This is a genomic window from Bradyrhizobium sp. LMTR 3 (genome assembly GCF_001693485.1).
In the GTDB taxonomy this organism is placed as follows: domain Bacteria; phylum Pseudomonadota; class Alphaproteobacteria; order Rhizobiales; family Xanthobacteraceae; genus Bradyrhizobium.
In genome coordinates this window covers 31,743-57,720 of the sequence record NZ_MAXC01000018.1, presented here as the reverse complement: position 1 = coordinate 57,720, position 25,978 = coordinate 31,743, and the positions used below count along the sequence as shown (strand labels likewise).

Below are 25,978 nucleotides of genomic sequence, written 5' to 3'. Positions count from 1 at the left end.
CTGCGCACCTACGAACTCGCGCGGATCGACGACGCTTGCTATTTATCGTTTAATTCGCCTTGTCGACAACGGGCCCGGCACGGCGGTCTAATGGCCGGGAAACAATCCAGCAAACCGCCAATAGTGAGGAGAGAGCATGACGTAACGGTCCTTGCCGCACTTGCCTTGCTCAACATAGAGCATCATCCGCTGGCTATCGATATTGGTGATCTTCAGAAACACCTCCGACACGCGCAGTCCGGCTGTATAGCCGACCGGCAGCTTCTGCGGTTCGCGCGCATAAGCGATGCGCTCCGGAATGGCTCATGGCCGAGCGCCACGCCCTAGAAAAAGCGAAACGCGCAGACGATCTGACTCAGCGGCGGCCAGCACGTCCCATCGCCTCTAGATGAATCTGGAAGGCGCGGACCTCCTCCGTCCAGAGACCAACCAAAATAGCGGCTCAACTTCGATACCACAGCAAGCTAGAATCGTTGCATCGCCGGCGACAGATTGCGACCTTTCATATCCTCAATCGTGCGGCGGCGAAGAGGGTTGATCTCCGGCGATGGTAAACGTCCTGTCTGAAGGGTTCGCACCCCGAAAAACCGCGACCCTCTCAGTTTTGCGACTCGTCCTCAATTGCCGCGTCAGCGGCTTCGTTGTGTGCCGGGCATGCTCAATAGCTCGGAAGTGAAAGTCTTCCACCCAACCTGATGGAGGTGAAGGGTTAGTGAAACGCAAGGGCTGCCGTCGCGAGGCGGGGTCTGAAGGAAGCGTGGATCAAAGGTGCGAGCTGATGAACAAAAACCGGATATGAGGCGCAAGCGTCGGACGAGCGGGCGACACATCGCGAAGTCCAGATCCATCAAGGATGCGAAGCGTAGATCCGGCGGTTGTGCACCGAAGGCGATTGAGCTTACCCCGGGAGGTCTGCCCGGTGTCGCCCTCGGGCGACTGAGACGACCGCGAGGCCGTCTGACCGCCGGGCAGAAGTCAGCAGAGGGCGTATTAGGTCAGGCTGTCGGCAAAGCTATTGAGGCACTCCAGGGCCGAAAGGTGGAGAAACAGATAGGCGAAGCCGGAAACGATGGCCGAAGGCCCGAACGATTGAGAGAAGCAAGTAGGACTGGTACCTCGTGAATAGAAAGCGGCAGAACAACCAGCAAGTGCTGGCCTTGGAGCCGACGGACCGGGGTGAAGCCCCGGCGCGCGGTGACGAGGAGACCGAACCATTCATGGCGAAATCAGTCACCGAAAGCTCGGCTTTCACAGAACAACTGATGGAGGAGGTGTGCGACCGAGAGAACCTCGAAAAAGCGTGGAAGCGTGTAAAAAGGAACAAAGGAAGCCCTGGCGTTGATGGGATGACCATCGACGACGCGAAGACCTTCCTGTGTCAGCACTGGCCAAACATTCGGTCTCAACTGCTCGACGGAAACTATCGGCCGCAACCGGTTAAGCGGGTAGAAATCCCGAAGCCGGATGGCGGGGTCAGGAAACTCGGCGTCCCCTGTGTCGTCGACCGCCTGATTCAACAAGCCGTGCTGCAAGTTCTCCAAGAGCGATGGGATCCGACGTTTTCGGAGTACAGTTTCGGATTTCGGCCGGGGCGGTCCGCCCACCAGGCTATAGCCCAGGCGCAGCGTTACGTCGCCGATGGCTACAACGTAGTGGTTGATCTCGATTTGGAAAGATTTTTCGACCGAGTTAACCACGACATCCTGATGTCGCGCGTCGCCGCACATAAACGCGTGCTCAAGCTTATCCGGGCATTCCTGAATGCCGGGGTATTGGAAGATGGTTTGGTCCGACCGGTGGACGAAGGGACCCCGCAAGGCGGTCCGCTCTCGCCCTTCCTCAGTAATATCGTGCTCGACGATCTCGACACGGAATTGGCCCGACGTGGTCACCGGTTCTGCCGTTACGCGGATGACTGCAACATCTATGTTCGCAGCCACCGCGCCGGCGAAAGGGTGAGGGCCTCGATCAGCCGGTTCCTGACCAACAAGCTCCGCTTGAAAGTCAACGAGGCCAAAAGCGCGGTGGCGCGACCCGAGGAACGTAAATTTCTCGGATTCAGCATTGCGAATGACGGGAGCGAGCGGCGCATTGCGCCGAAAGCCCTCGACAAATTCAAAGACCGAATCCGGGAAATCACATGCCGGACGCGAGGGATCAGTTTACAGCAGATGATCGCAGACCTCACGCCATACCTCATCGGATGGCGCGGGTACTTCGGATTCTGCCAGACCCCGCGCGTGCTCACAAACCTGGAAGCCTGGATCCGTCGGAGACTGCGTCTGTATCTCTGGCGGCAATGGCGGAACGGGCATAACCGATTCACGGAGCTTCGCCGCCTCGGCATCGCGAAGTTCGCCGCATCGGTCGCTGCCGGTTCGCCGACGGGACTCTGGCGCATGTCCGGACACCCGGCGGTTCAACACGCCCTACGAAATCAGGTATTCGACTCTCTTGGTCTCCCCCGAATCTTCATGCCTGTGCCGGTTTAACTCGATCGAACCGCCGTGGTACGGACCCGTATGCCCGGTGGTGTGGGAGGGGTGGCGTCGCGAGACGTCCCCCTATCCCGATCAATCCAAAATATTCAACGTAGCTTCATCCCGCTTTTCGAAACATTGACGCCTATGGCAGCGGTTGCCTTGATGCCGATCAGCTTTTGATGAGCCGCGACTGACATGGCGGACGATCGTGAGGTCAGGGAGTTGCGAAAACCCGAAGGTGGCTCACGATTCGTCGAATCGCGCAGTACTCGAAACAACCCAACCGCCCGCGCTTCGGAACCTCTATTATTCGCTGACCAGCTGCAGTGTGTATCAGATGGGTAGACGGAACACGCTGGTGCGGTCATCGCTGCGCGCATCCGCGCGAGATATCGCCGCAGATTCTGCTCGTCATCACGATGCGCGCCTCATTGCAGAATTTCGGCGCCTCATACTGTTTCTTCGCGCAAATTAGGCGCTAATCTTGCTTTAGGATTTGGTTACATAGGCTGAGCGACCGAAATTGCATTAACAAATCTCAAATAAGGGCTTTGTAGATGCTACACGCAACTGCTTAGCTGGGCAAAGCGAATAGGTGTTTCTCAAATGACCACAGTTCTGATCACGGGTGCGAACCGTGGCATCGGCCTTGCGCTCGCGCAGCAATACGCGACCGAAGGGGTGGAGGTGATTGCCTGCTGCCGTGAACCGGCATCAGCAGAAGCGCTAAATGCCCTGGTCGTGGCGCACGGCAATCGCATTCGGATTATTCGGCTCGAAGTATCAGACGAGGCCTCGATCGCATCCATGAAGCGGGAGCTCGGCGATCAACCGATCGATATCCTCATTAACAATGCCGGGATCAACGGCACCCCGAAGCCGCAGTCGGCCAACAGCATAGACGCCGAGAATTGGATCAAGACGATGCGCGTCAACGCTCTCGGCCCGATACTCATTGCCCAAGCTTTGCGGGATAATGTGAAGCGTGGTTATGAGAAAAAGGTCGTGACGATCAGTAGTGTTTATGGGTCCACTACCAAGGACTATGGTGCCGGCTACCCGAGCAGCCTCGACAGATATGCATACCGCGCTTCGAAGGCGGCGCTCAATAACAGCATGCGAGGGCTCGCTCGCGACTGGGCGGAGGACGGGGTTCTGGTAGGCATTTTGGATCCAGGTTTCGTGCGGACCGATATGCCCGGTGAACTTGCCCGCAATTCCTCACAATCGATTTCCGCCGACGAGAGTGCGCGCGGTCTGAAGCAATGCATCGCCGAGCTCACACCCGCCACCAGCGGCACCTTCCAGCGCTTCTGGGGGGAAGCAATTCCTTGGTGACCCCGCCTGAGAACCCACGTGTCTCGACGCGTCCTTGCCGCCACTACTTGCATACCCGAGCATGCAACGCGGTTCATGTGAATTGCCACAAGCTTTCCGAAAGCTTCCGAGCAGTAGCTGGGGCTTTTGGTGGCGGAAGGCCTATTCACCGGGCATGCGTGGCAATATGCCTAGCCCGGAAGGCTGCGGCTGCAGCCCGCTACTGTGCAAAAGGTAGTGGCGATCGGATCGCCTCCGGGTGAAACAACGCTCTGGACCGGCGGGATGCTGGCGCGGGGGCCCATATGCCTGCAATCGATGAAGCGGCGAGTCTCGTGTGATGGGCTATACCAAAGTTCCCTGCAGCTGTGTCAATCGGCGGCCCTGCCGCTTGATAATTATAAAAACTAGAGTTCTGATCTCAGTATGAGCTTCAGCTGGCACGCGACGATGGAAAGCCAGCATGCCAAATGAAATTCTGCGCCTACAAACTGGTAGCCGATTGAGCAAAGTAGCTATTGCAAATTGAGTAGTTTATCTGGCTGGCCAAGTGTCCGACACGAGTATGCGCCGCTTGACCAGAAAAACGGGCGAGACCCTCGCCAAAAATGAGACAAGCTAATTGCTTTTCCTGGGATAGATAGAACGCGCCTGCTTACCGCCATGGTGTGGCTCAGTGATGCACGCCACATCGACAACTTTGATAAAATCTGGGACGCCTGGGTGCCGATGTCCAAGCGCCTGCTCGTGCGTGCGTGCAGTCTCGGCTTGATGTTGCGGCCAACGTGTTTGGCGCCTGCCATGCCGGGCAGCACGACGTCGCACAGTGCGGAGTAATACGGCGCGGCAGCGGCAGGTTGAACCGCATCACTGGCCCAAGCACCAACGCGTTCGAGAGTCCGTGTGGCACGTGGAACGCGCAACGATCGGGTATGCGAGCGCGTGCACCGCAGCGACAGCAGGGGCATTTGCAAACGCCATCCCTGCCAGGCAGGCGCCGAGCAGCATATTCTCGCGGGCGGCAAGATCGCTGCCGCTAGGGCAGGCGGTGTGCAGCGAACAACTGAGCAGACGCAGGCCCGGCAATGTGACATCAGATTCTCCAACCGCTTGGTCGTGAAGGCCTCAATCGCATGCACCATCGCGTCGACGCCGGTCGCAGCGGTCACAGCAGGCCTAGCATCAGTTCGGCATCGAGCGGTGCGAGGTCCGGCAGCAGCAACGGCGATGGCACGGCGTTCTTCTTCTGGCCCCCGCTGGTGGTGACGACCGATATAGGCGTCACCTCCGAGTCGGTACCCACGGTCGTGGGTGCTAGAATCAGCGGCAGGCGTGTTCCCTTCGCCAATCCGACGCTATACAAGGAGGACAATGGCTCGCCGCTTGGCACACGCAGGGCGACGAGCTTGGTGATATCCATCGAGCTGTCGCTGCCGATGCCCGCCTACACGCCCGCTTCACGGCGCGCTCGAACCTCTTCCCTCGCGAACGTCTTCGATGGATCCGCCAGCACGACGTCGACGCGTGTCGGAGGTGGTTTTCCTTAAGGTCGCGGATATCGACAGCGAGGGGATGGTGATCCGGGTCGAGCAGGGGCAAGGGCGGCGGGGACCTTTACGTCATGCTCTCGCACAGCTTCTGACCATCCCATCGAAAGGCTGCCTTTCGAACAAGATCGCGCTCGCGATGGTCTTCAAACTGGTCGAGCCGTGCAGAACAGCTGGCACCGTATCGAAGGTCATAACCAGTTGCCAAAACTCGTTCTCGTTCTGACATTCGCCCACGGTATTGAGGTCATCTCAAAGCCGATCGACCATCAGCTCAAAATCGCCGCCGCCTGGCCAGCCCCGCCGTCACCAAATTTGGCAATGGCTCGTCCACTAAGCCCGACCTGGCGCTACAATGCAGGATAGTGCCGTCCGCGCGGCAGGCCGTAAAACAGGCGCTCGGCACCATGGCCGGCATCACCCGCTATGCCTCGATCCACATGCCGATGGACGAGACGCTGTCGCGTGTCGTCTCGGCCTAAACTGGTCCATAAGGGCTATTAGAAGACCAGGTGCCATGCCGGGCGCTGATTAAGACGGATTTCTGCGTGATGCTGAAAAGTTCGCCGGATTTATGTGTGATTCGGCGTTCTGTTTTGCAGGCTTGCGCTGCTCTTCGGATTAGAAAAGATCATCGAAGCAAGGAGATTTGCAAATGAAGGTCGGTGTTCCGAAGGAAATCAAGACGCACGAATATCGCGTGGGTCTTACACCTGGAGCCGTCCGGGAATACGTGGCTGCTAGCCACAGCGTGGTAGTCGAAACGAATGCGGGCGCCGGTATTGGGGCAACGGACGACAGTTACCGCAAAGCCGGCGCCACGGTTGTGGACTCCGCTCGCGACGTGTTCGCATCCAGCGAAATGATCGTGAAGGTCAAGGAGCCCCAGCCTTCCGAGTGGGTGCAGCTGCGAGAAAACCAGATCCTCTTCACCTATCTACACCTGGCCCCGGACCCGGAGCAGGCAAAGGGGCTGCTGAAGTCTGGATGCACGGCAATCGCTTACGAGACCGTGACTGATGCACATGGTGGCCTTCCGCTGCTTGCGCCGATGAGCGAGGTGGCGGGCAGGCTTGCGATCGAGGCTGCCGGTACTGCCCTCAAGAGATATACAGGAGGGCGCGGGTTGCTGATCGGTGGCGTGCCTGGTGTTCGGCCTGCCCGTATCGTGGTTATCGGAGGCGGCGTTGTTGGCACGCACGCGGCGCGGATGGCGGCCGGGTTAGGCGCCGAGGTCACTATCATTGACCGCTCTCTACCTCGTCTTCGCGAGCTCGACGAACTGTTCGGAGGACGCGTTCGTACAAGGTTCTCGACAATCGATGCTGTTGAGGAGGAGGTATTTGCGGCCGACGTTGTCATCGGTGCCGTGCTGGTGCCCGGAGCGAGCGCGCCGAAACTTGTTAGCCGTGGCATGTTGAGCTCGATGCGCAGAGGCTCGGTGATCGTTGACGTGGCGATTGACCAAGGAGGCTGCTTTGAGACCTCGCGGGCGACCACGCACGCTGATCCAACTTACGAGGTGGACGGCGTCATCCATTACTGCGTGGCCAATATGCCGGGAGCTGTCCCGCTGACCTCGAGCCAGGCGTTGAACAACGCCACGCTCCCATTTGGCCTGGCTCTCGCTAACAAGGGATTCTCGGCCGTGCTCGAAAATCCGCATCTGCGCGCAGGCCTTAATGTCTATCGGGGCCGGCTAACCTACAAGGCGGTAGCGGAGAGCCTCGGCTTGCCGTTCTCGCCGATCGAACAGGCCGCAGCCTAACCGAAGCGGTCCCTTTCGGGCGTTCCCTTCCCCGACTTTGGGCCACTCCTTTTGAGTGGCCCTTCTTTGATCGCTGAAAATTCCCATTCCGGAGAACACCTGGATGTCAGACCTGCCACTTTCGGGCATCAAGATTCTCGACCTGACGCGGGTGCTTGCGGGGCCCCTGTCGGCGCAGATGCTCGCCGATCTCGGCGCCGAGGTGATCAAGATCGAGCGCCCCGGCGGCGGCGACGACGCCCGCGCCTTCGGCCTGCCTTACCTGAAGGATCCAGAGGGCAAGAACAATAACAACAACTCGTTCTATCTCTGCGCCAACCGCAACAAGAAGTCCGTCACCGTCAACATCGCGACGCCGGAAGGCCAGGACATCGTCCGCGAGCTCGCCAAGAGCTGCGATGTGATGATGGAGAATTACAAGGTCGGCGACCTCAAGCGCTATCGGCTCGATTACGAATCGATCAAGGCGATCAATTCCGGCATCATCTATTGCTCGGTGACCGGCTTCGGCCAGACCGGCCCCTATGCGCCGCGCGCCGGTTATGATGCGATCCTGCAGGCGATGGGCGGATTGATGAGCGTCACCGGGCATATCGATGGTGAACCCGGCGCGGGTCCGATGAAGGTCGGCCCCTCGATTTGTCGACTACATGACCGGCATGAACTCTTCGATCGGCATTCTGGCCGCGCTCTACCACCGCAAGGCCAATGGCGGGGAGGGGCAGCATGTCGACGTCTGCCTATTGGATACGGTGATCGCGTCGCTGTCGCATTGGCTGCAGATCTACCTCGTCAACGGCCACACCCCGCCTCGCCGCGGCACCTGGGGCAATGGCGGCATGCCCGCCGGCGTGTTCCGCTGCGCCGACGGCGAGCTGATGCTGGTGGTCGGCAATGACGGCCAGTTCCAGCGCATCTGTGCGGTGCTCGGCGAGCCCGAGCTCGCGAGCGACAAGCGCTTCATCAAGAAAAACGACCGCGTGGTGCACGGCAAGGAGATCATGGCAATCTTCGCCGGCCTGTTCCTGAAAAGGCCGGTGGCCTACTGGCTGGAAAAGCTGGAGAAAGCCGGCGTGCCCTCCGGCCCAATCAACAATTTCGAGCAGGTCTTCAACGACCCGCACGTCCAAGAGCGCGGCATGCGAGTCAAGGCCAATCACCCCTTCGAGCCCGACCTGTCGCTGATCCGCAATGCGCTCACCTTCTAGGAGACGCCCGTCACGGAGTATCGCGCTCCGCCGTTGCTAGGCGAGCACACCCGGGAGATCCTCTCCGGGGCGCTCGGCTATGACGATGCAAAGATCACGATGCTGAAGCAAGCGAGCGTGATCTGAAAGGAATCATGGCGGCTTCTTTGCTTGCCAGCGAATCAATTTGCGGACCCACTCGGCGGGCCAGGTGAGGACAGTAAGAAAGGTCTCGCTCGAGAACGTGCTGTCTAGGATTAATAGGTGCGCCCTGCCGTGCCTATCCGCCAGGCGGAGGCTAGGGCGACCGCGGCTCGCGGCCGCTTCGGTCCTCGATAAGCAATGTCGCCGTCCTCTCACGGTGCTGAACTTCGCTGCGCGAGATTGGAAGATTAGGACATCGACAAGAAGGAGCATTACGGTGGCGGACGGTGTCAAGAAAGACGAAGAGTTTTCAGGCACTCGGCCGGTGGAGGAGCGACACCGCGTCGACGAGAGGAGCCTCGCCCGCTGGATGGCGGAGCACATCGAGGGTTATGCGGGCCCATTGACCGTGCTGCAGTTCAAGGGCGGCCAGTCAAACCCTACCTATCGCCTTAATACGCCCACGCGCTCCTACGTGATGCGGCGCAAGCCATTCGGCAAGCTGCTGCCGTCGGCGCATGCAGTGGATCGCGAGTTCCGGATCATCTCTGCACTCCGCGAGCAGGGCTTTCCCACCGCACATGCCTATGCACTCTGCACCGACGAAGATGTTATCGGCGCCGCCTTCTACGTCATGTCGATGGAAGAGGGGCGAGTATTCTGGGATCCTAAGCTGCCAAGCTTGCCAGCCGAGGTGCGGCCGAAGATCTTCCGCAGCAAGATCCAAAGCCTAGCGAAACTGCACCTGTACGATCCCGAAAAGATTGGGCTCGGCGACTTCGGAAGGCCGGGCAATTACTTTGCGCGCCAGGTCGACCGCTGGACGAGGCAATACCGCGCATCTGAGACGCAATATATTCCCGAGGTCGAGAAGCTGATCGAGTGGCTGCCGAGGACCTTACCCGAGCAAAAGCGAGTTTCGATTGTCCATGGCGACTATCGCCTGGACAACATGATCTTCCACCCGGTCGAGCCGCGGGTGTGCGCTGTTCTCGACTGGGAATTGTCGACAATTGGCGACCCAATGGCCGATTTAACCTACTTGCTGATGCAGTGGATCATGCCAGGCCTGCAGGGTGCGGATTTGGCCGCGCTTAACATTCCAAACATGGAAGAGGCCGCTGATATCTATTGCGATTACACGGGCACGGCACTGCCTGACCTCAATTGGTACTTTTCCTACAACATGTTCCGTCTCGTGGGCATAACGCAAGGTATCGCCGCCCGCATCCGCGACGGAACAGCGGCCAGCGCCAAGGCAATTGAGTCCGCCAAGCGCACCGAGCCGCTTGCGAAAGCGTCCTGGATCTACGCGCAGAAGGCGGGAGCGGTGTAGCGGGTTCGAAAGTCAAATCGCAATCATGCACCAACCCAGGCAATCGGCCAAAGCATCTCGGCGCGGCGGTATACGCTAGCCGACCGCGTGCGCCGCGATGGTCGGTCGTGGTGGGCGACCTGCGCTGCGACTTTGCAAGATCTTTCCAATGCTTTCGTTAAAAGGCTGGCGATCCAGTTATTTTGCAGAATTCCTGCAACCTCAAGCGTTAATCGCGGCGTTCGTGCATCAATTCCCCGGAAATGACTCCGAACGAGCTCATTCTGTTCAAGGGCTATGATTCCGAGGAACACTACGAGCCGCAGGCTCCTCACTCGGCATTTGACGATCGCGCTGCATATCCCAATGCAAAGCCGCGTGAGAGCGTCGAGGTGCGCTTCTTCGTGTATTTCGAGTGAGCGGCGAGATCGAGTTTACGGCCCGACGGAACTTCAAAAAGTGATCCGGAGGGGGCTTGCAGGTGCCAAGCGGTCAATGCGCCTGGCACCTGCACTTTGTATCGAGAACTCGCTGCAGGTAAGCTGGGCCTGGATTTTATTTTCAGTGTGCACACGGTGCGGGCGGTGAGTGACTCCTGGATGATGATTGCTCCAGCGCATTGAAAGGGGCACCGCGCACTAACCGGATCTTCTTTCACTCAAAGCGCAGTAGGTCCGAACCGCGAAGCCGCCGCTAAACCTATTGCGGCTGCTCCAACTGGCGCACCCGCCGCAGGCACATATACGCCAATACAAGGCGGTCAGATCTTGCTCGCCACAATCCTGCCTACCGCACTGGGCCGCAGTCGATCTGTGAGAGGGCTCCGCCGCTCGAGGCGGTAGCTTGCTGCTCGCGAAAATGTCTAGGTCGAAAAAGCACTTGATTTACGGGTGCTGTTGCATGTTTTCTGCAATCTCCGGCAGATTTTCGCGGTCTTTGAGCATTGGTATTCGTTATTCTTTGCGAATAACCTAGCGCTAGGGAGAAATCAGCCATGGGCCATCCGAGACGAGCCTCATCGATAGCACAAGCAAACCGCGAGCTGTTGGACGGCGTGCAAGGTCAAATTGCTTTTGCTCGGCGCGCGCCCGATGAAAAAGCTCCCGCAGTTGTTGTGCCGAATTATGAACACGTTTCCATCGTGAGCTACGACGTTACCATTCGCAACGCGCGACCGCTCGTTGACGAGCTGTCTCTCGACAGGGAAGGCTTCGTTCTAGTTCAGCACAAGACTTCCTGTGCGGCCGTGCGCGATCCAGAGATCATGCGAGAGAAGTATCTCGAAGAGATGGTTCCATTCATCAAGAGCTACTTCAATGCATCATGGGTCGTGCCCAGGCGAAACGGCGTTTACGTTCGTCGTGCTGCCGGGACGGCAATCCCCAAAGCTGGCTGGACTGCCGTTGATGGAGTAAGAGAGCCGGCTGGATTGGCTCATATTGATCTCGCGCCGGTTGCCGGCCCGGTAGCTGCCGCGGCTGAAGACCAATTGCAGGGCCTTCCAATCCGATCCTATTCTCGATTGATGGTCATACAAGCCTGGCGGGCCCTCTCGCCACCTCCGCAGGATTTCCCCTTGGCATTCTGCGATGCCAGTACCGTTCGCGACAGTGATATGCTCGTGCATGACTACGTTTCAAATACCCGAAACGAACCGGGGAGCGCGTTCAAGAGCTGTGCCCTCCGCTTCAGTGCGGATCAGCGTTGGTACTACTTCCCGGAAATGACTGCGGACGACCTCGTTCTGTTCAAGGGCTATGATTCCGAGGAGCACTATAAGCCGCAAGCGCCGCACTCGGCATTTGACGATCGTCGCGCCCACCCCAATGCGAAGCCCCGCGAGAGCGTGGAGGCTCGCTTTTTGGTGTACTATGACTGACCTGGTAGAACCGGGAGGATGAATGCCGGCGCTGGGCGGGCTCTCATCAGTCGTGGAGATGGGCGAGCGCCGGCGCGCTCGCCCATCGTTACACCTCTTCCTGTCAATTCCTCAAACGCACAGATCGGCCAAGGTAGTTGAGGGCGTGTGTACCGGCGGATTCCCTCTCGCCTCGTGCGCAACCTTGTACAACTTCCAAGGCCCCTGGCCCCGATGGGGAGACGTCCAAGGAGCACGAAGTCCGCGAATACCTGAAGCCGATGGACACTGGGTCGACCCGGTAACGCCCAAGGCGCTGCCCGTCATCAACCCGGCGAACGAGCGGGTCGCGGGCCACATCTCGGCCGGGGACAAGGCCGACGCGAACAAGGCGGTGGATGCCGCGTGCCGAGCATTCGAAACGTTTTGCAAGACCAGCCGCCATGAGCGGCTCGATCTGTTGCAGCGTATTCTCTGCGAGTATCAAAAGCGCCTTGGCGATATCGCCACGCGATCACGGAGGAAATGGGCGCGCCGACTTCGCTCGCGCAGTGCGCGCAGGCCCCCATAGGCATGGCGCACCTTGAGGCAGGAATCGAGATCTTGAAGAACTTCAAGTTCGAAGAGGAGCGCGACGGCACCCGCATGGTGAAAGAGCCCATCGGCGTGTGCGGGATGATCACGCCGTGGAATTGGCCTATCTTCCAGATCGCTTGCAAGTTGGTGCCGGTGCTCGCGACCGGCTGTACCATGGTGTTAAAGCCGTCCGAGGAGGCGCCGTTCAGCGCCTACATTTGGGCGGAGATCCTGGACACAACAGGCGTACCGGCCGGGGTGTTTAATCTGGTCACCGGTACTGGCGCCGAAGTGGGGGCGGCGATCGCGAGCCGTCCCGGAGTTGACATGGTGTCCTTTACAGGCTCGACCCGGGCCGCCATCGAGGTGGCAAAGGTAGCAGCCGCGACGGTCAAACGCGTGACGCAGGAGCTAGGGGAAAGAGCGCACAAATCATCCTTGATGACGCGGGTTTCCCGACAGCGGTCGGCGGCTGCGTAAGTCGCGTGATGCAGAACTCCGGACAATCGTGCTCCGCGCCCACACGGTTGCTGGTGCCCTCGACGCGCATCAACGAGGCCATTATGATTGCCAAGGAAACCGCCGAGTCGATAGTGGTCGGTGATCCCAAGGGCAACCCCACGTCGGCCCGTGGCTAACGACGCCCAATGGGAGAAGATCCAGCGGCTGACCAAGGTAGCGATCGACGAGGGAGGCGCCCTGGTGACCGGCGGTCTTGGACGTCCGCGCCGCCTCGATGCGGGCTATTACGTTAAGCCCACCGTATTCGCGAACGTGCAGAACGACATGGCCATCGCCCGCGAGGAGATCTTCGGGCCCGTGGTCTCGATTCTTTGCTATGAGTCGATCACGAGGCGGTGAAGATCGCCAAGATACCGAATATGGCCTGGCGGCGTAAAACTCAGAGACGGACATCCCCAGATCGCCTCGAAGCTCCGCGCGGGCCCGGTGTTGATCAATGGGGCCGACAATCTAGCGGCTCCGTTCGGCGGCTACAAGATGAGCGGCAACGGACGGGAGTCGGGCGAGTACGGCTTTCACGAGTACCTTGAGACCAGGCTGTGATCGGCTTCACGCCCAAGCAGGCCCCGAATAGCGTCGGCGGGATCTGCCTGCTGATGGCAATGACGTGACCTGTCGGGCTTCGCTGCCGTGACCAGAGAGTTGATAGCGCTCGCGGTCCCCACACGCTGGTGAAGAAGTACGGCGGTCTGGCTGGCCAGTCGGGTAGCCATACCGGCGGCTCGGGTGCCCGATCGGCATTGCGTCTGATTGCAGAATTTCTGCGAGCGGCGACCAGATTTGCTGTCTTTAGTCGTGAACTATCTCCTATGTTTTTAGCCGGATATAGTCACGCTATCTCTGTGGGGGACAGGCAGCAGCACAAGTAAACCGCGATCAGCTGGAGTGCGTGCAAGGTCAAATTGTCTTCTTGACGCGCGCTCGACGAAAAGGCTCCAGCGGTTGTTGCGCCGAACTATGAACACGTTCCCATCGTGAGTTACGACGTCACCATTCGCGACGCCCGTCCGATTGTGAACGAACTATCTCTCGACCGCGAAGGTTTCGTTTTGCTTCAGCGCAAGACTTCCTGTGCGATCGAGCGCATTCTCTATTAATACTCATTCAAGTCTGGCGTGCTCTCTCGCCGCCCCCGCAGGATTTCCCGTAGGCGTTCTGCGATGCGAGCACTATCAGTGAAAAGGACATCTCGGTGGTGGACTAGGGTCTGTTGAGATTCATCTGGAATGAATGACGGCGGAGGCGAGGTAGATCATCGCTTCGAAGCTGCCGTCTGTCTTGTCGCATCGCATTGCTATGCGTTTGAATTCCTTCAGCTTGCCGAAGAAATTTTCGATCAGGTGGCGCCATTTATAAATGTCCTTGTCGATGTCGAGAGGCTGGGCGCGCCTTTGATGCTGCGAGATGACGATCTTAGCCCTGCGTTCGTTCAGGTCTTCGATGATCCAGTTGGAATCAAAAGCCTTGTCGGCGATCAAGCCGCCGAATTCGATGTCCTTGATCAGGGGCGCGACGCCGACGGTGTCAAAGCGATGGCCGGGAAGCAGGATGAACCGCACCAGATTCCCAAGCGCGTCGGTCAGCGCGAGGATTTTGGTGGTCCAGCCGCCTTTCGACCTGCCGATGGCCTGATTTTTGGTCCCCCCTTTGCACCCTGTGCGTGGCGGTGAACTTTGACGATTGTCGCGTCGACCATGGCGAACTCCATGTCCGGATCATCCGATACGGCATCGAATATTCGCCTGAAGACACCGGCCTTCACCCAATCGCGATACCGCTTGAACACCGTATTCCAGTTGCCGAACGTCGGCGGCAGATCTCTCCATGGGCTGCCCGTGCGGGCGATCCACAGCACTGCTTCGAGAAACAAACGGTTGTCGCCCCCTGTGCGGCCAGGATCGGTCGGCTTGCCCAAACAAAGCGGCTCAATCTTCGACCACTGGGTGTCCGTCAAAACGAATCGGTGCATGCCAAGCTCCTTTCGGAGCTTGAATCACGGACATTCCAATCTGTGAATCCTGAATCTCAACAGACCCTAGGTCGTTAACAAGAGTTGCGTCGTTCGCTTCAATCCGGGTCAGCGTTGGTGCTACTTCCCCAAAATGACGGCGGACGATCTGGTTCTGTCAAGGGCATGATTCCGCCACACATTACGAGCCGATGTCAGCTCACTCGGCATTCGACAATCGACGCGCATACCCGAACGCAAAGCCGCGCGAAAGCGTGGAGGCTCGCTTCTTCGTGTACAGATTTCAATCCGCTCGCTACGATCGTGGATCGGTAGCTGGGTGGCCATCGCGTAATCATGGAAGCCCAGTTCGACCCTGGGACAACCGACCCTGGGACAACCGTCATGCATCTGGCGACGGTTCTAGCGGCCGAGCATTGGACGGGCCCTTGTACATGGAAGCTTCGGCTTACTCGGTTCGACGCAGAATTTTGGACATACCACGCCCCATATTAGGGAAAATCGTCCTAAATTACGGGTACACTTCAACACCCTAAATTATGGGTATACTTCAACACATGACGCCGATCACAGCATCGCTCGGAATCCTACACCTCGAACGCGGACTGACGCCGGGGGCTACGCCGCCGCCGCCGTTGCCAGGCTCGTTGCTGAATCCAGCAACCTTCGATTTTCCCGTCATCACGGAAACAGTCCCGGGAGCCTGGGTCGAAAACGTCGTCCGCGGCGATCCAACTCTTGAACCCGCCTACATGGCAGCCGCCCGGCGCCTGGTGGAACGAGGCGCCATTGCGATAAGTTCGACCTGCGGATTCTCGATTCGATACCAGGCGGCTGTTGCCACCTCGGTAAATGTCCCGGTGGCGATGTCCAGCCTTCTTCTGCTGCCAGTGTTGCTCCGCCAACTTCCGCGGCCGGCCAAGATTGCCGTTCTGACCTATGACTCGACGCACTTGGGCCAAGATCTGCTTGGGCTCGATGATTCGGCAGACCGTGCGAGGATCGTCATCGGTGGCATTGAAGGCGGAAAGTACTGGCATGACGAACTAAAACGTCCGCCTCCACCGACCGACGTAGCCGCCATAGAGACGGATGTTATAGCCTGTATCGCACGACTTCGCGCGGTGCACCCGGAGATCGCGACGATCTTGTTCGAATGCGCCGGTTTTCCGGCGGCCGCGCCAACGATCCGTCGTATCGCGAAGCTGCCTGTCTACGACATTACAACACTTAGCCGGATGATGCTCGCATCCGTGGCATGAAACAAGGTTATAGCGGTCAAAGACCGGCGGCACACAATTCTCTCGCTCCAATTTCGAACCCACGCTTATCCCCGCGATGCCCATCATCGCCATCTCTAAGACCGGCGCTGGGAAAAAGGGCGCCTAGGGCCCACGCTTACGCCCAGAGGGTGTGCTCAATCGTCACTCCGTCGACGCCAGCTGCGCCACCATTGGATCGCACCTGCAGATATGCTTCGAATCCGACTTGAAGAGCAATCTCTACAAGATTTGGAATCGAATGAGCTCAGGTGCTTACTTTCCGCCGCCTGTTCGCGCCGTCTCCATTCCAAAGAAGAGTGGAGGAAGGATCCTCGGGGTCCCCACCGTGGCAGACCGCGTGGCACAGACGGTTGTTAAACAATTGATTGAGCCGGCTCTCGACCAATCTTTCTGGCGGATTCCTATGGCTACAGACCCGGCAAATCGGCTCTCGATGCCGTAGGCATCACGCGACAGCGGTGCTGGAAATACGATTGGGTGCGGGAGTTCGACATCAAGGGGTTGTTTGACAATATCGACCACGAGCTCTTGCTGCGGGCCGTCCGAAAACATGTGACGTGCACATGGGCGCTGCTCTACATCGAACGATGGCTGACAGCCCCGATAGTGCAAGAGGATGGAACGGTGATCGAGCGAAGCCGCGGCACCCCGCAAGGGGCGTTGGTCAGCCCGGTCCTCGCCAACCTCTTCATGCACTATGCATTTGATCTCTGGATGGCGCGGACGTTCCCCGATCTCAGGTGGTGTCGGTATGCGGATGACGGGTTGGTACATTGTCGGAGTGAGATGGAGGCGCAACGCGTTCGCGAAGTGCTCCAGGCTCGGCTTGCGGAGTGCCGCCTGGAATTGCATCCTACGAAGACGAGGATCGTCTACTGCAAGGACGATCGACGCCGAGGTAAAAGCGAGACGGTTATGTTTGACTTTCTCGGTTATTGCTTCCGGCCGCGATCGGTCCTGGGGCCGCATTCGCAGAAGATGTTCTGTGGGTTCACTCCAGCGGTCAGCAAACCAGCGCTGAACACGATGCGGGCGACGATCCGACGCTTGAAACTTCGCAAGCGAACCGAGGTAACGCTGGATGATATTGCCCGCGAACTAAACCCGATGGTTAGGGGATGGATCGCTTACTATGGGCAATACATGCGCTCAGCGCTCTATCCGCTGGCGCGCTAAATCAACCAAACCTTGGCTATTTGGTTGAAGCGAAAGTACAAGCGCTTCCACCACCGTTTAGGACGCGCGCGCCTCTTCCTGGAGAAGATCGCGCGAGAGAACCGCAGGCTCTTCGTGCACTGGCCCAGCTCGGCGTTGGCAGCAAGCTTGCCTGACGGGAGCCGGGTCAGGCGAGAGGGCTGGAGGTGAAATCCCTCCGGCCTCTCACCCCACGGTGACGGTCCTGGCCAAGGGCAAAACCCGGACCGGCCGGCTCTGGACCTATGTGCGCGACGACCGCCCGTTTGCCGGGCCGGATCCGCCCGCAGCCATGTTCTTCTACTCGCCGGATCGTGGTGGGAGCATCCGGAGCAGCATTTGGCGGGCTATGCCGGGCTGATGCAGGCCGACGCTTATGCCGGCTTCAGCAGGCTCTACGAGGCCAATCGCAAGGCAGGCTCGATCGTCGAGGCTGCGTGCTCGGCGCACGGCAGGCGCAAGTTCTTCGATCTCGCGCGGCTCAGCACGACGGCGCCGATCGCGGCCAAGGCGGTCAAGCGCATCGATGTCCTGTTCGCCGTCGAACGTGAGATCAACGGTCTTGCGCCGCAGGAGCCTGCGCGTGCGCCAGGAGCGTAGCAGCCCTCTGATCGTCGAACTGCAAGCGTTCACGAAGTAATGCTATCGAGCTAAAGCACCTGCGATCGGCCCGTGGTTGCGGTCGATTGTGGCAGCCTGCGTCAAGCCGCTGAGCTGCTCAGATCACAACAGTCTACTCTTAGCCGATTGGTTAGCCAGATTGAGCACCATCTGGGCCTCACGATGTTTGAGCGCTCAAGCGGAGGGGTAACACCGACGGCTGCAGGCCGCAGCATTCTTCGCCTGGCAAGAACGATCCAGAAGAATTTGACGCGCTTACAGCAACGGCAAAGTCTCTTCAAAACGGCGAGGCCGGTCGGCTGGCCATCGGGTTCTGTTACGGCAGGAAATCTGAAAGCATCCCTGCTCGACTTCAAGCAGCGATTCCCACGCATCGAAGCTGCGACTGTCGAACGTCGCGGACACGGCTCGCAACGGCGCTTCGCAATGGCGTGCTTGACATTCTCATCGTCACGGGAAGCTTGCCGCTGCTGGACTGTAAACTAGGTCGCTGTGGAGCGAGCGTGTTCTGGTTTGTCCTGCCACAAGAACATCCCCTCACTGCGTGCCAGGCAATCTATTGGACGGACCTGCGCGGCGAGCCCGTCCTTTTAAGTCATTACGATCCCGGGCGGGACCTTGAGATCTGCTGGTTTCGAAGCTCGTCCTGCCCGAAGATCGTCCCAGGGCCATGACGTCAGCCGCGGCATCATCAAGAGCTTGATCAGCATGAAGGCCGGTATTAGCCTGGTGCCCGAATCCGACATGGGCGCCAATTTTGCCGGCCTGGTCTACCGGGACTTGCGCGATGGCACAGGCCCAAGCCGGTTTGACTTTTCGGCGGACTGGCTGGCGGATAATGAAAGTCCGACCCTGGATGCCTTCCTGAGGCTTTTGTCGGAGCGCTACCCCTCGCCTCGCTTGAGAGATTGAAGCGGCCGGCGAGCCTATCGAAACCTTTTGTCCGTTGCCGTGAACAGCGTCGACATTGGGTGCAATCAGCTTAGCCGGATCCCGGATTGTTTGACCCGGTATATTGCGCGAGGATTTTTCGCATAGGCCACGAGATCCCACTGGACGCTCGCGCGCAATTCGTGTGTCAGCTTGGTCGGACTGTGTCCTCGATTCCTGTGAGTTTAAGCCCGGGCCATTAGTTAAATCGACAGCCCGTCCGCAATCCGATGCATGGCTTACACGCGACAGTGCGAGCGACAACGGCAGGGGTGATAGGGTACCCGACGGCTGAAGTGGACCTTAGCGTCAGGACTCAACTAGCGCTGCGGGATGACGGCTGGTGCCATGGCCACAACTTGCGCAGGCATAACGGCAATACACGTAAAAATCCGGGGCCGCTGTTCCTGACTGGAAATCCGCCGCTTGCCCCATTGCACGCAGCGACTGCCCAACGCTGGCTCGCGAGTTTTTTCACGCTCACGTCAGAGGGGCACAATGGTTACGTGACTGGACAATCACGGACGAGGCGAGTGCCCGTGTCAGTGTTGGGCGAAACGACCCGCTAATTGTGCAAATGCGCAGGGCACCCGATAGGGGATCAGCGCTCGTCGGCGCCAAGCAAATTCTATTTCCGGTTTCAATCGCGTGAGTTCATCATGAGCCGGGGCCTGCGCCGGGCATGATGCCGACCGAGCACCTCCTGGCCTGCAGCGCAGAGTCTTCACCGCCCAAACCCATTCCTGGTGCCAAGAGGCGCTGCCATCATTCGGAATAGTGGTGATCGGCTTCGCGCGCTAGCAGCCATTCCGAAATGCTGTCAGTGCCACCGACAGCACAACCATCGTCAGCAGTCTCACTAAACCCAGGGGCGCGAAGCGGTTATCAGTTGTTGACTGGAAGCATTACCTTGCGCCGGTTGATTTAGCCGGAATTAACTCATTTCCTTCCAATTCGCGCAGAATTTAACCGGTTTTGAGCCTGTAGGCGACTGCTTTTTTGCATCCGCTGCTGATACATTGCTGCTTGCCGCGCTGCCGACGGGCGACCTTAACAACTTTGCTGTGTGAGCGCAATATGGATCCAAAGACCATCGCTCAAAGCGCGGGCCCCGATCGGTATCTGGCTGTCAAGCCAGCTCCGGATCACCGGGAAAAGGAGCTAGACACCAAGAGCGGTGAGCGTCCTTCCTCGTTTCCGGGGAGTCACATGAAGCTTACGCGCGGAGCCGCGCTCGTGATCTGCCTGGTTGTCGCGGTGTACGGAACGTTACTGCTGTGCCCCCTTCTGGGTATTTTCGTGAATAGTTTCCGCGAGTTCATTCCAGGCCGGATCGGCGCCGAGGCTAATTCGCCGTTCACGGTAGCAAATTACGCGGACCTTCTGCACGCGTCATACGCCTCCTATTTCTGGGACACATTCCGGATCGGATTCATTGCCTCCTTCCTGGGGGTGTTCCTCGCGTTCCCGATTGCCCATTTTGTTGCCCGCCGTCGCTCGGATTGGCTTCGGAAGTTGATTTTCGGGTTTCTCATTACGCTTATGTTTTTGAGTGGCCTGGTGCGCGTCTATGCCATCGAGCTGTCCTTCGGGCCGGTGGGATTCGCGCGTGACATCGCCCCCCTATTGGGAGTTAGGGTCGGTAGCCGCTTCTATATTGAGTTCATGATTGTGCTTGGGTTGCTTCACTATGCCGTGCCCATGTCCGCGCTGGTGCTCATCGGCACGATCCAGAACGTGAATCCGCGGCTCATTGAGGCGGCGCAGGCGCTCGGTGCAGCCCGCTGGAAGTCTCACCTGGCGGTGACGTTGCCGCTCAGTGCGCGAGGGCTCCTTTCTGCGTTCCTGATATCTTTCACGCTGTCGATCAGCGCCTTCGTAATCCCTATGGTCTTGGGGCGGGGCAGGGTAATGTTCGTCTCCAATCTGATCTACAACCGTTTCTACGAGACGGCCAATTTCCCCAGCGGATCTGCAGTCGCGGTTGTCATGCTGATCATTTCGCTGCTGGTAGTCTATGCCGTTTCGCAGGTGACCAATAGCCGTTGGGGGGGAGCCCTCCGATGAAACGCCTCGTCGATAACATGCTGGGTCTCATGGTGATCTTTGTGGCCATCGGCACTGTTGCATTGCTCGTCATGCCACTGCTCATTGCGACCGCAATGTCCTTTGACTCGCGAGAGTTCCTCGGCCAGTTTCCACCGCCCGGCCTGTCACTGCAGTGGTACAAGGGTTTTTTCTCGGACGCCTATTACCTCAAGGGGCTGCAGGTCAGTCTGGTGCTGGCGATCGCGGCAACTGCATTATCGACCTTAATCGGGGTCGCCGCGGCGTTCACGCTAGACCGCTATGATTTTCGCGGGAAGGAGCTTCTCTCCGCTTTCTTCCTAACGCCTCTTGTCGTTCCCCACGTCATCATCGGCTTTTCGCTTCTGCTCTTCTTTGCCACGATCGGCATGTTTGATGGTATGCTCCAGCTCATCGGCGGCCACTTGATCATCACGGTGCCTTACGTGATCCGAACAACTCTCGCGAGTCTGGTAGGCATTCGGAAGTCGTACACGGAAGCCGCTCTGAGCCTCGGCGCGACGGAGCGCCGCGCTTTTTGGCGGGTGACTGTGCCCCTTTCAAAGACGGGTATTGCCGCCGGCGCTGTCTTCGCGTTCGCTTACTCGCTGGACGATGTGTCCGTCAGCCTGTTCTTGACTGGCCCGAAATTGTACACGCTGCCGGTGGCCATGACGAACATGATGCGCTCGCAATTTGACCTGCGCATCGCCGCGGCGGCCGTTTGCCTCATGGCTGTGACCATCGTGCTGATTTGGGTTCTGGATCGCATCGCGGGCCTGGACAAAGTGATCGGACAAGGCATCTATCGCAAGTAGGATCCAATGACTGTATTAGAGCTCAGCACCGTCTCGAAGCGCTTTGGCCAAGAGTTGGCCGTGGATCATATCTCCTTCCAGGTCGAGGAGGGACGCATCGTGTCTCTGCTCGGGCCAAGCGGTTGCGGCAAGACCACGACGCTGCGCCTCGTGGCGGGGTTTGAAGTGCCCGATGGCGGAGACATCCGCATCCGCGGCGAGAGCGTGCGCAGGAAGCGACCCTACGAGCGCAACGTGGGGCTGGTGTTCCAGGATTACGCACTTTTCCCCCATATGACCGTAGAGGCAAACATCGCCTTCGGGATGCGCGAGCGAGGCGTTCCTTCCTCAGAGTTTCCGACGCGAATTCGCTCCGCCCTCGATCTCGTTAAGATGCCCGGGTACGAGAAGCGCAGCCCACACCAGCTGAGCGGGGGACAGCAGCAACGGGTGGCGTTGGCCCGCGCGCTTGTGACCAAGCCCTCTCTGCTCCTTCTCGACGAGCCACTCTCAAACTTGGATGCGAAACTCCGAGAGTCTCTGCGAGTGGAGCTGAGACAAATCCTTACATCGGCAGGCATTACCACTATCATCGTAACGCATGACCAGTCGGAGGCCATGAGCCTCGCGGACCACATCATCGTCATGAGCAAGGGCCGCATTATGCAGCGGGGGCCGGCCGAGGAGATCTATAGCGCTCCCGCGAACAAGTTCGTTGCCGATTTCATTGGGCAGTCCAACTGGTTCGCGGGCCGGCTCGACCATCGTCAATTCGTGACCGAGGACGGACTATCCATACTGGTCACGGGCAACGCTCATGAAGGAGCGGTGGAGCTCGGCATCCGGCCCGAGCGCATTGCCGTGCGGGGCAAGGATGCCGCCGCTGTCGGCGTGAACCTGCTCGACGGCGTAATCGAAAAGACGGAGTACCTTGGCGCGACTATCCACCACTGGGTACGCTTGGTCAATGGCCGCAGGATCCACGCGACTGTACAAAACGACGGTCAGTGCTTCGCACGGGACGGCGAAAGTGTCCGATTGGAAATTCGTCCGGAGGACTGCCTCGTTCTTCCACCGGAGACCTAGTGGAAACCGCTACAGGGAGCCCTGCTCAGCGATTTCAGCCGCGGAGGCCGCACAACAAATCCTGGGATGGAATTGTATAGCTCCCGGAGATCGCCTTGGCCTGACGATCACAGCTGTTGCACGCAGGCCTAGGTTCTCCCTCGCTTGCAAGATTGTGGCTCATGGAATCAAGCAATGATTTCACTGCAGCTCAACGCCCGATCGCCCCAAAGGAATGATCCGTATAGACACCAACGGGGCAATAACCCTCGACTAGGGCAAATTCCCTACACGCGCGTGACCGTCCAAATTCCTGCGCATATGTCGGCGGTCGTTAGGCAGGCCACGCCTAGCGGCTCGTTTTAGCGGTTCAGTGCATCCTGTCCTCCTCTCAAGCCGTATTCGATGCGGAGTTGATGACGGGCGATGCCGCGTATGCGATTCGGTTCCTTTTCACGTGGAGCCTCTTCGTGTAAGCGGCGCAGGCCGCATGGTAGCCATCTGGGTCTCCTGTCTTGAGAGGGGTGGTGTGAAGACCAACATTCTCTCAGACAGGACACCTCAGTTCAGCAGGCTTGCCCACTCCCGCGTAGCGGGTTCGTTCAATCCTCAGCGAGATCAAATCGGTACACCCGGGCGAGATCATCGGAATCGGCAGCCGCTACGCCTCGGGCATGGACTCTTGATGAACGGTTGGAGGCAGTTTCGCACCACCAAGTTTGAATTTTTACCAGATAACAGCCGGGCGTTCCACCGGTCCCGCGTTCCGTGGACGAAGCGCACGAATGAGGGCTAAAATAATTGTCCTCTTCATTCTTGCAGTATTTCTCCATTTGCGGTGTCATTTTTGCTGGTTTTGGTCGCTGGCACGGCTCTACTTTTGCTTTTTTGTGGGCTGTTTAGGGTTTGCCCGCGTCCTGCAAACTTCCGCAGGATGCGGATGCCTGAAGTGCGAGCACCAAAACCACAAGAGAGGAGACACAAATGGAAATCACGCGCAGAGGAATCCTTGAACGAGCAGCCGCGCTGGGCGTGGCCGCCACATCTTTGCCCTTTGTATCCGAGGCACAGGCGAAGGAACAGCTCACAGTTATGGATTTTGGGTCACCGTACGTTGACGCATCGAAAAAGATTTCGGCAAAGTGGGACAAGGCCGACATCACTTGGGGGGTTCAATCCGGCGGAGCGATGACAATCCTTGGCATAATCAAAGCCAAGTGGCCCAATCCGCCCTATGATATGATCATCAACTGGTCGCCCGGCTTTGCCAGCATCCTCAAGGAGGGATGGGCGGAGACGATCACCTTGGCCGACGTACCAAATCTGGCGCACGTGCCTGAGCGCTTTCTGACCAAGGATGACAAGGGCAACATCAAGACTATCCCGCGCTCAGTTGATGGCAGCTATTTTGCCGTGCGCACCGATCGTTGCCCCATCGAGATCAAGACCATCGAGGACCTGCTGAATCCGAAGCTCAAGGGGCAGATCTGCTGGCCGGTCGCGAGCCAATATCTAAACGCGCCTACGGTGACGCTGGCCCTCGCGCGAGGTGGAAACGAGTTCAAGATGGATCCGGGCTGGCAATTCCTTCAGGAGCTGGCCAAGTCCGGCAACATCGGGCGTGTCTTCGCGTCGACTGTCGAGGGCACAAATTCGGTGTCGACGGGTGAGACCAGCATCATCTATGCCTCGAACGGCGCGCTTTCTCCGCTCTCCCAACGGGTGCCTCTCAAGGCGCTGACAAAGGGAGAGCCGTCGATGAAGGCAGCTCTTTACGTGGAGGGTTGGGTCGTCCTGACAGCCTCAAAGCAAAAGAAGGCCGCGATGGACTTTGCCAATTTCACGGTGAGCAAGGAAAACTCGGAGCTCTTCCACCAGGAGGTCACCAGCGTTCCGGCGAACCAAACGGCGAAGGTGAGCCCGAAAGTCGCTCCCATCCAGTTCACGACGGAAGAACTCGATAAGTTCGCCTATGTACCGGACTGGGGCTACATGTCCACGCAATTGGACGCATGGGTGAAGAAGTTCGAGCAGGACATCCTGCCGAAGATTTAGAGCATCACGCGTTCCAGGGGCGTGCCTTGGACGAGCAAGGACCGCTCCTTTTCTTTTGTCGCCTGTTAAGACCGCCAATTACGGTTCGGAGGCGGGAGCCTGAAGTTGAACCAGCCGCTTGAGTTGACGCTTCGTAACATCTTTGAAAGCACGAAAGTGTTCGGGATCGAGAGCGGCATGCCGAATCGGGACGAGGCGGCTAGAGTGGGTCTTGTCTTTCAACGCGATGACGTCTTGCGACTAGCAATTTTTTACGTCCGCATGGATTCTCGCAGGCGATGCCAGCACCCTTGCAACTTTATACGGCCTCTTCGAAGCCCCCGGGTCCCCGAATTCCTATCGGTAACGCGATATTTGAGCGATGAGGGCTGTTTGCCGGAATTTGCTGGGCGCAGCTGCTGATTTGACCCCGCGTCACAAAAGCTACCCTCTTCGGCAGCGCATTATCGAGGACATGACGGTCCGCAATCTGTCGCCGTCGACTCAACAATCCTATATCTACGCGATCGCAAAGTTTAGCCGACATTTCGGCTATGCCCCGGACCGGTTGAGTTCCGAGCAGGTCCGCGCCTACTAACTGCATCTCATCGGCCAAAAGCGTTCGTGGTCCCACATTAATCACGTGGCCTGCGCGCTGCGGTTCTTCTACGGCGTAACACTCGGGCAGATGGAGGCCTTCGAGCGGATCATCGGGGCCAGAAGCCCGACAAGCTCCCGCGCATGCTTAGTGCCGAAGAGATCGAGCGCTTCCTGGACGCGGTTATAGGGTTGCGCAACAGCGTCGTGCTGGCGACAACTTATGCGGCTGGCTTACGGGTTAGTGAAGTTGTACGCCTTAAGGTGAGCTCGATCGATAGCAAGCGAATGTTGATCCACATCGAGAACGGCAAGGGCGGCAGAGATCGTTACGCGATGCTTTCGCCTCGGCTGCTGGAGATTCTGCGTACGTACTGGATGCGAGCTCGACCGGGGCTGTGGCTATTTCCAGGTCAAGAGCCAAGTGAACATATCAGTGTCCGCTGTGTCCAGGCGGCCTGCCGTGCCGCCGGCCGCCGCGCGCGGATTGCCAAGCCGATTACCGTCCACACGCTCCGGCACTCGTTTGTGACCCATCTCCTGGAAGGCGGGATCGACATCCGCATCATTCAAGTTTTGCTCGGACATGCTGACCTCGGATCGACCGCGCGCTACGCACAGGGTTGCGACCAATCTGCTCGCCCGCACCACCAGCCCATTCGATGGGCTCTCCATCAAGGTGATCCCTCCCGACTGAGCCGTGC

General features: G+C 58.7%; 15 protein-coding genes and 10 pseudogenes. 22 read left to right on the top strand and 3 right to left on the bottom strand.

The window, feature by feature from the left end:
* Positions 1–93 precede the first annotated feature (93 nt).
* A pseudogene (locus LMTR3_RS40275) lies at positions 94–458 on the bottom strand (tyrosine-type recombinase/integrase); the annotation flags it as partial.
* 660 nt (positions 459–1,118) lie between these two features.
* Between LMTR3_RS40275 and ltrA the strand changes: the two are divergent.
* Together ltrA and LMTR3_RS16435 are read left to right on the top strand one after the other, a co-directional pair.
* Entirely contained in the window at positions 1,119–2,492 is a 1,374-nt protein-coding gene (gene ltrA, locus LMTR3_RS16440; protein ID WP_065746124.1) for a group II intron reverse transcriptase/maturase, read from the top strand.
* Positions 2,493–3,089: 597 nt separating this feature from the next.
* Complete coding sequence (locus tag LMTR3_RS16435; protein ID WP_065746123.1) at positions 3,090–3,821, top strand: SDR family oxidoreductase; 732 nt, start codon at positions 3,090–3,092, stop codon at positions 3,819–3,821.
* A gap of 782 nt (positions 3,822–4,603) precedes the next feature.
* On the opposite strand, the pseudogene LMTR3_RS36475 reads toward LMTR3_RS16435, so the two are convergent.
* A pseudogene (locus LMTR3_RS36475) lies at positions 4,604–5,238 on the bottom strand (iron-containing alcohol dehydrogenase); the annotation flags it as partial.
* 203 nt (positions 5,239–5,441) lie between these two features.
* Between LMTR3_RS36475 and LMTR3_RS37650 the strand changes: the two are divergent.
* The 9 genes and pseudogenes from LMTR3_RS37650 to LMTR3_RS40025 all read left to right on the top strand — a co-directional run.
* Positions 5,442–5,638 (top strand): annotated as a pseudogene (locus LMTR3_RS37650) (IS256 family transposase); the annotation flags it as partial.
* Between the two features lie 89 nt (positions 5,639–5,727).
* A pseudogene (locus tag LMTR3_RS37645) lies at positions 5,728–5,820 on the top strand (imidazoleglycerol-phosphate dehydratase); the annotation flags it as partial.
* Positions 5,821–6,002: 182 nt separating this feature from the next.
* Positions 6,003–7,115 (top strand): alanine dehydrogenase, encoded by a 1,113-nt coding sequence (gene ald, locus LMTR3_RS16415; RefSeq protein ID WP_065746120.1) that lies wholly within the window; start codon positions 6,003–6,005, stop codon positions 7,113–7,115.
* A gap of 103 nt (positions 7,116–7,218) precedes the next feature.
* A pseudogene (locus tag LMTR3_RS16410) lies at positions 7,219–8,449 on the top strand (CaiB/BaiF CoA transferase family protein).
* Positions 8,450–8,723: 274 nt separating this feature from the next.
* Positions 8,724–9,782 carry a phosphotransferase family protein gene (locus LMTR3_RS16400; protein WP_065746118.1) on the top strand — a complete coding sequence of 353 codons (1,059 nt, stop codon included), beginning with the start codon at positions 8,724–8,726 and terminating at the stop codon, positions 9,780–9,782.
* 242 nt (positions 9,783–10,024) lie between these two features.
* Positions 10,025–10,180, top strand: coding sequence for a hypothetical protein (locus LMTR3_RS40270; RefSeq protein WP_502686644.1), 156 nt, complete (start codon positions 10,025–10,027; stop codon positions 10,178–10,180).
* A gap of 575 nt (positions 10,181–10,755) precedes the next feature.
* Positions 10,756–11,640: a CmcJ/NvfI family oxidoreductase gene (locus LMTR3_RS16395; RefSeq protein WP_245319905.1), complete on the top strand. Its 885-nt coding sequence runs from the start codon at positions 10,756–10,758 to the stop codon at positions 11,638–11,640.
* A 22-nt stretch (positions 11,641–11,662) separates the two neighbouring features.
* Positions 11,663–12,833 (top strand): annotated as a pseudogene (locus LMTR3_RS40265) (aldehyde dehydrogenase family protein).
* A pseudogene (locus LMTR3_RS40025) lies at positions 12,796–13,260 on the top strand (aldehyde dehydrogenase family protein). The pseudogenes LMTR3_RS40265 and LMTR3_RS40025 overlap by 38 nt, the downstream one beginning before the upstream one ends.
* Positions 13,261–13,934: 674 nt before the next feature.
* Here LMTR3_RS40025 and LMTR3_RS36470 read toward each other — a convergent pair.
* A protein-coding gene (locus LMTR3_RS36470; RefSeq protein ID WP_141686649.1) for an IS5 family transposase occupies positions 13,935–14,686 on the bottom strand; the annotation gives its coding sequence in 2 pieces (ribosomal slippage) (positions 13,935–14,377 and positions 14,377–14,686; 753 coding nt in all).
* A 557-nt stretch (positions 14,687–15,243) separates the two neighbouring features.
* On the opposite strand from LMTR3_RS36470, the gene LMTR3_RS39295 reads away from it, so the two are divergent.
* The 11 genes and pseudogenes from LMTR3_RS39295 to LMTR3_RS16335 all read left to right on the top strand — a co-directional run bounded on the left by LMTR3_RS39295 (position 15,244) and on the right by LMTR3_RS16335 (position 25,971).
* Entirely contained in the window at positions 15,244–15,948 is a 705-nt protein-coding gene (locus LMTR3_RS39295) for an aspartate/glutamate racemase family protein (protein WP_245319904.1), read from the top strand.
* 405 nt (positions 15,949–16,353) lie between these two features.
* Complete coding sequence (locus LMTR3_RS39290; protein ID WP_349643808.1) at positions 16,354–17,145, top strand: reverse transcriptase domain-containing protein; 792 nt, start codon at positions 16,354–16,356, stop codon at positions 17,143–17,145.
* A 214-nt stretch (positions 17,146–17,359) separates the two neighbouring features.
* Positions 17,360–17,763: pseudogene (locus LMTR3_RS36460) on the top strand (IS66 family transposase).
* 72 nt (positions 17,764–17,835) lie between these two features.
* Positions 17,836–17,934 (top strand): annotated as a pseudogene (locus LMTR3_RS40260) (LysR family transcriptional regulator); the annotation flags it as partial.
* A 149-nt stretch (positions 17,935–18,083) separates the two neighbouring features.
* A complete protein-coding gene (locus LMTR3_RS40255) occupies positions 18,084–18,458 on the top strand; it encodes a LysR substrate-binding domain-containing protein (protein ID WP_502686645.1) in 375 nt (124 codons plus the stop codon).
* Between the two features lie 34 nt (positions 18,459–18,492).
* Entirely contained in the window at positions 18,493–18,696 is a 204-nt protein-coding gene (locus LMTR3_RS40015; protein WP_349643805.1) for a type 2 periplasmic-binding domain-containing protein, read from the top strand.
* A 1,227-nt stretch (positions 18,697–19,923) separates the two neighbouring features.
* Entirely contained in the window at positions 19,924–20,781 is an 858-nt protein-coding gene (locus LMTR3_RS16355; RefSeq protein WP_065746130.1) for an ABC transporter permease, read from the top strand.
* Positions 20,778–21,599, top strand: a complete 822-nt coding sequence (locus tag LMTR3_RS16350; RefSeq protein ID WP_065746113.1) for an ABC transporter permease — start codon at positions 20,778–20,780, stop codon at positions 21,597–21,599. The genes LMTR3_RS16355 and LMTR3_RS16350 overlap by 4 nt, the downstream gene beginning before the upstream one ends.
* Before the next feature lie 6 nt (positions 21,600–21,605).
* Positions 21,606–22,664, top strand: coding sequence for an ABC transporter ATP-binding protein (locus tag LMTR3_RS16345; protein ID WP_065746112.1), 1,059 nt, complete (start codon positions 21,606–21,608; stop codon positions 22,662–22,664).
* A gap of 963 nt (positions 22,665–23,627) precedes the next feature.
* On the top strand, positions 23,628–24,698 hold the full coding sequence (locus tag LMTR3_RS16340; RefSeq protein ID WP_065746111.1) for an ABC transporter substrate-binding protein: 1,071 nt from the start codon (positions 23,628–23,630) through the stop codon (positions 24,696–24,698).
* A 403-nt stretch (positions 24,699–25,101) separates the two neighbouring features.
* Positions 25,102–25,971, top strand: a pseudogene (locus tag LMTR3_RS16335) (tyrosine-type recombinase/integrase).
* The last annotated feature ends 7 nt before the right edge of the window (positions 25,972–25,978 follow it).

Coding starts and splice junctions, on each gene's coding strand:
- LMTR3_RS40270 (WP_502686644.1), top strand. CDS start 10,025: ATGACTCCGAACGAGCTCATTCTGTTCAAGGGCTATGATTCCGAGGAA.
- LMTR3_RS40015 (WP_349643805.1), top strand. CDS start 18,493: ATGAAGGCCGGTATTAGCCTGGTGCCCGAATCCGACATGGGCGCCAAT.
- LMTR3_RS16395 (WP_245319905.1), top strand. CDS start 10,756: ATGGGCCATCCGAGACGAGCCTCATCGATAGCACAAGCAAACCGCGAG.
- LMTR3_RS39295 (WP_245319904.1), top strand. CDS start 15,244: ATGACGCCGATCACAGCATCGCTCGGAATCCTACACCTCGAACGCGGA.
- ald (WP_065746120.1), top strand. CDS start 6,003: ATGAAGGTCGGTGTTCCGAAGGAAATCAAGACGCACGAATATCGCGTG.
- LMTR3_RS16345 (WP_065746112.1), top strand. CDS start 21,606: ATGACTGTATTAGAGCTCAGCACCGTCTCGAAGCGCTTTGGCCAAGAG.
- LMTR3_RS16340 (WP_065746111.1), top strand. CDS start 23,628: ATGGAAATCACGCGCAGAGGAATCCTTGAACGAGCAGCCGCGCTGGGC.
- LMTR3_RS16350 (WP_065746113.1), top strand. CDS start 20,778: ATGAAACGCCTCGTCGATAACATGCTGGGTCTCATGGTGATCTTTGTG.
- LMTR3_RS16435 (WP_065746123.1), top strand. CDS start 3,090: ATGACCACAGTTCTGATCACGGGTGCGAACCGTGGCATCGGCCTTGCG.
- LMTR3_RS16355 (WP_065746130.1), top strand. CDS start 19,924: ATGAAGCTTACGCGCGGAGCCGCGCTCGTGATCTGCCTGGTTGTCGCG.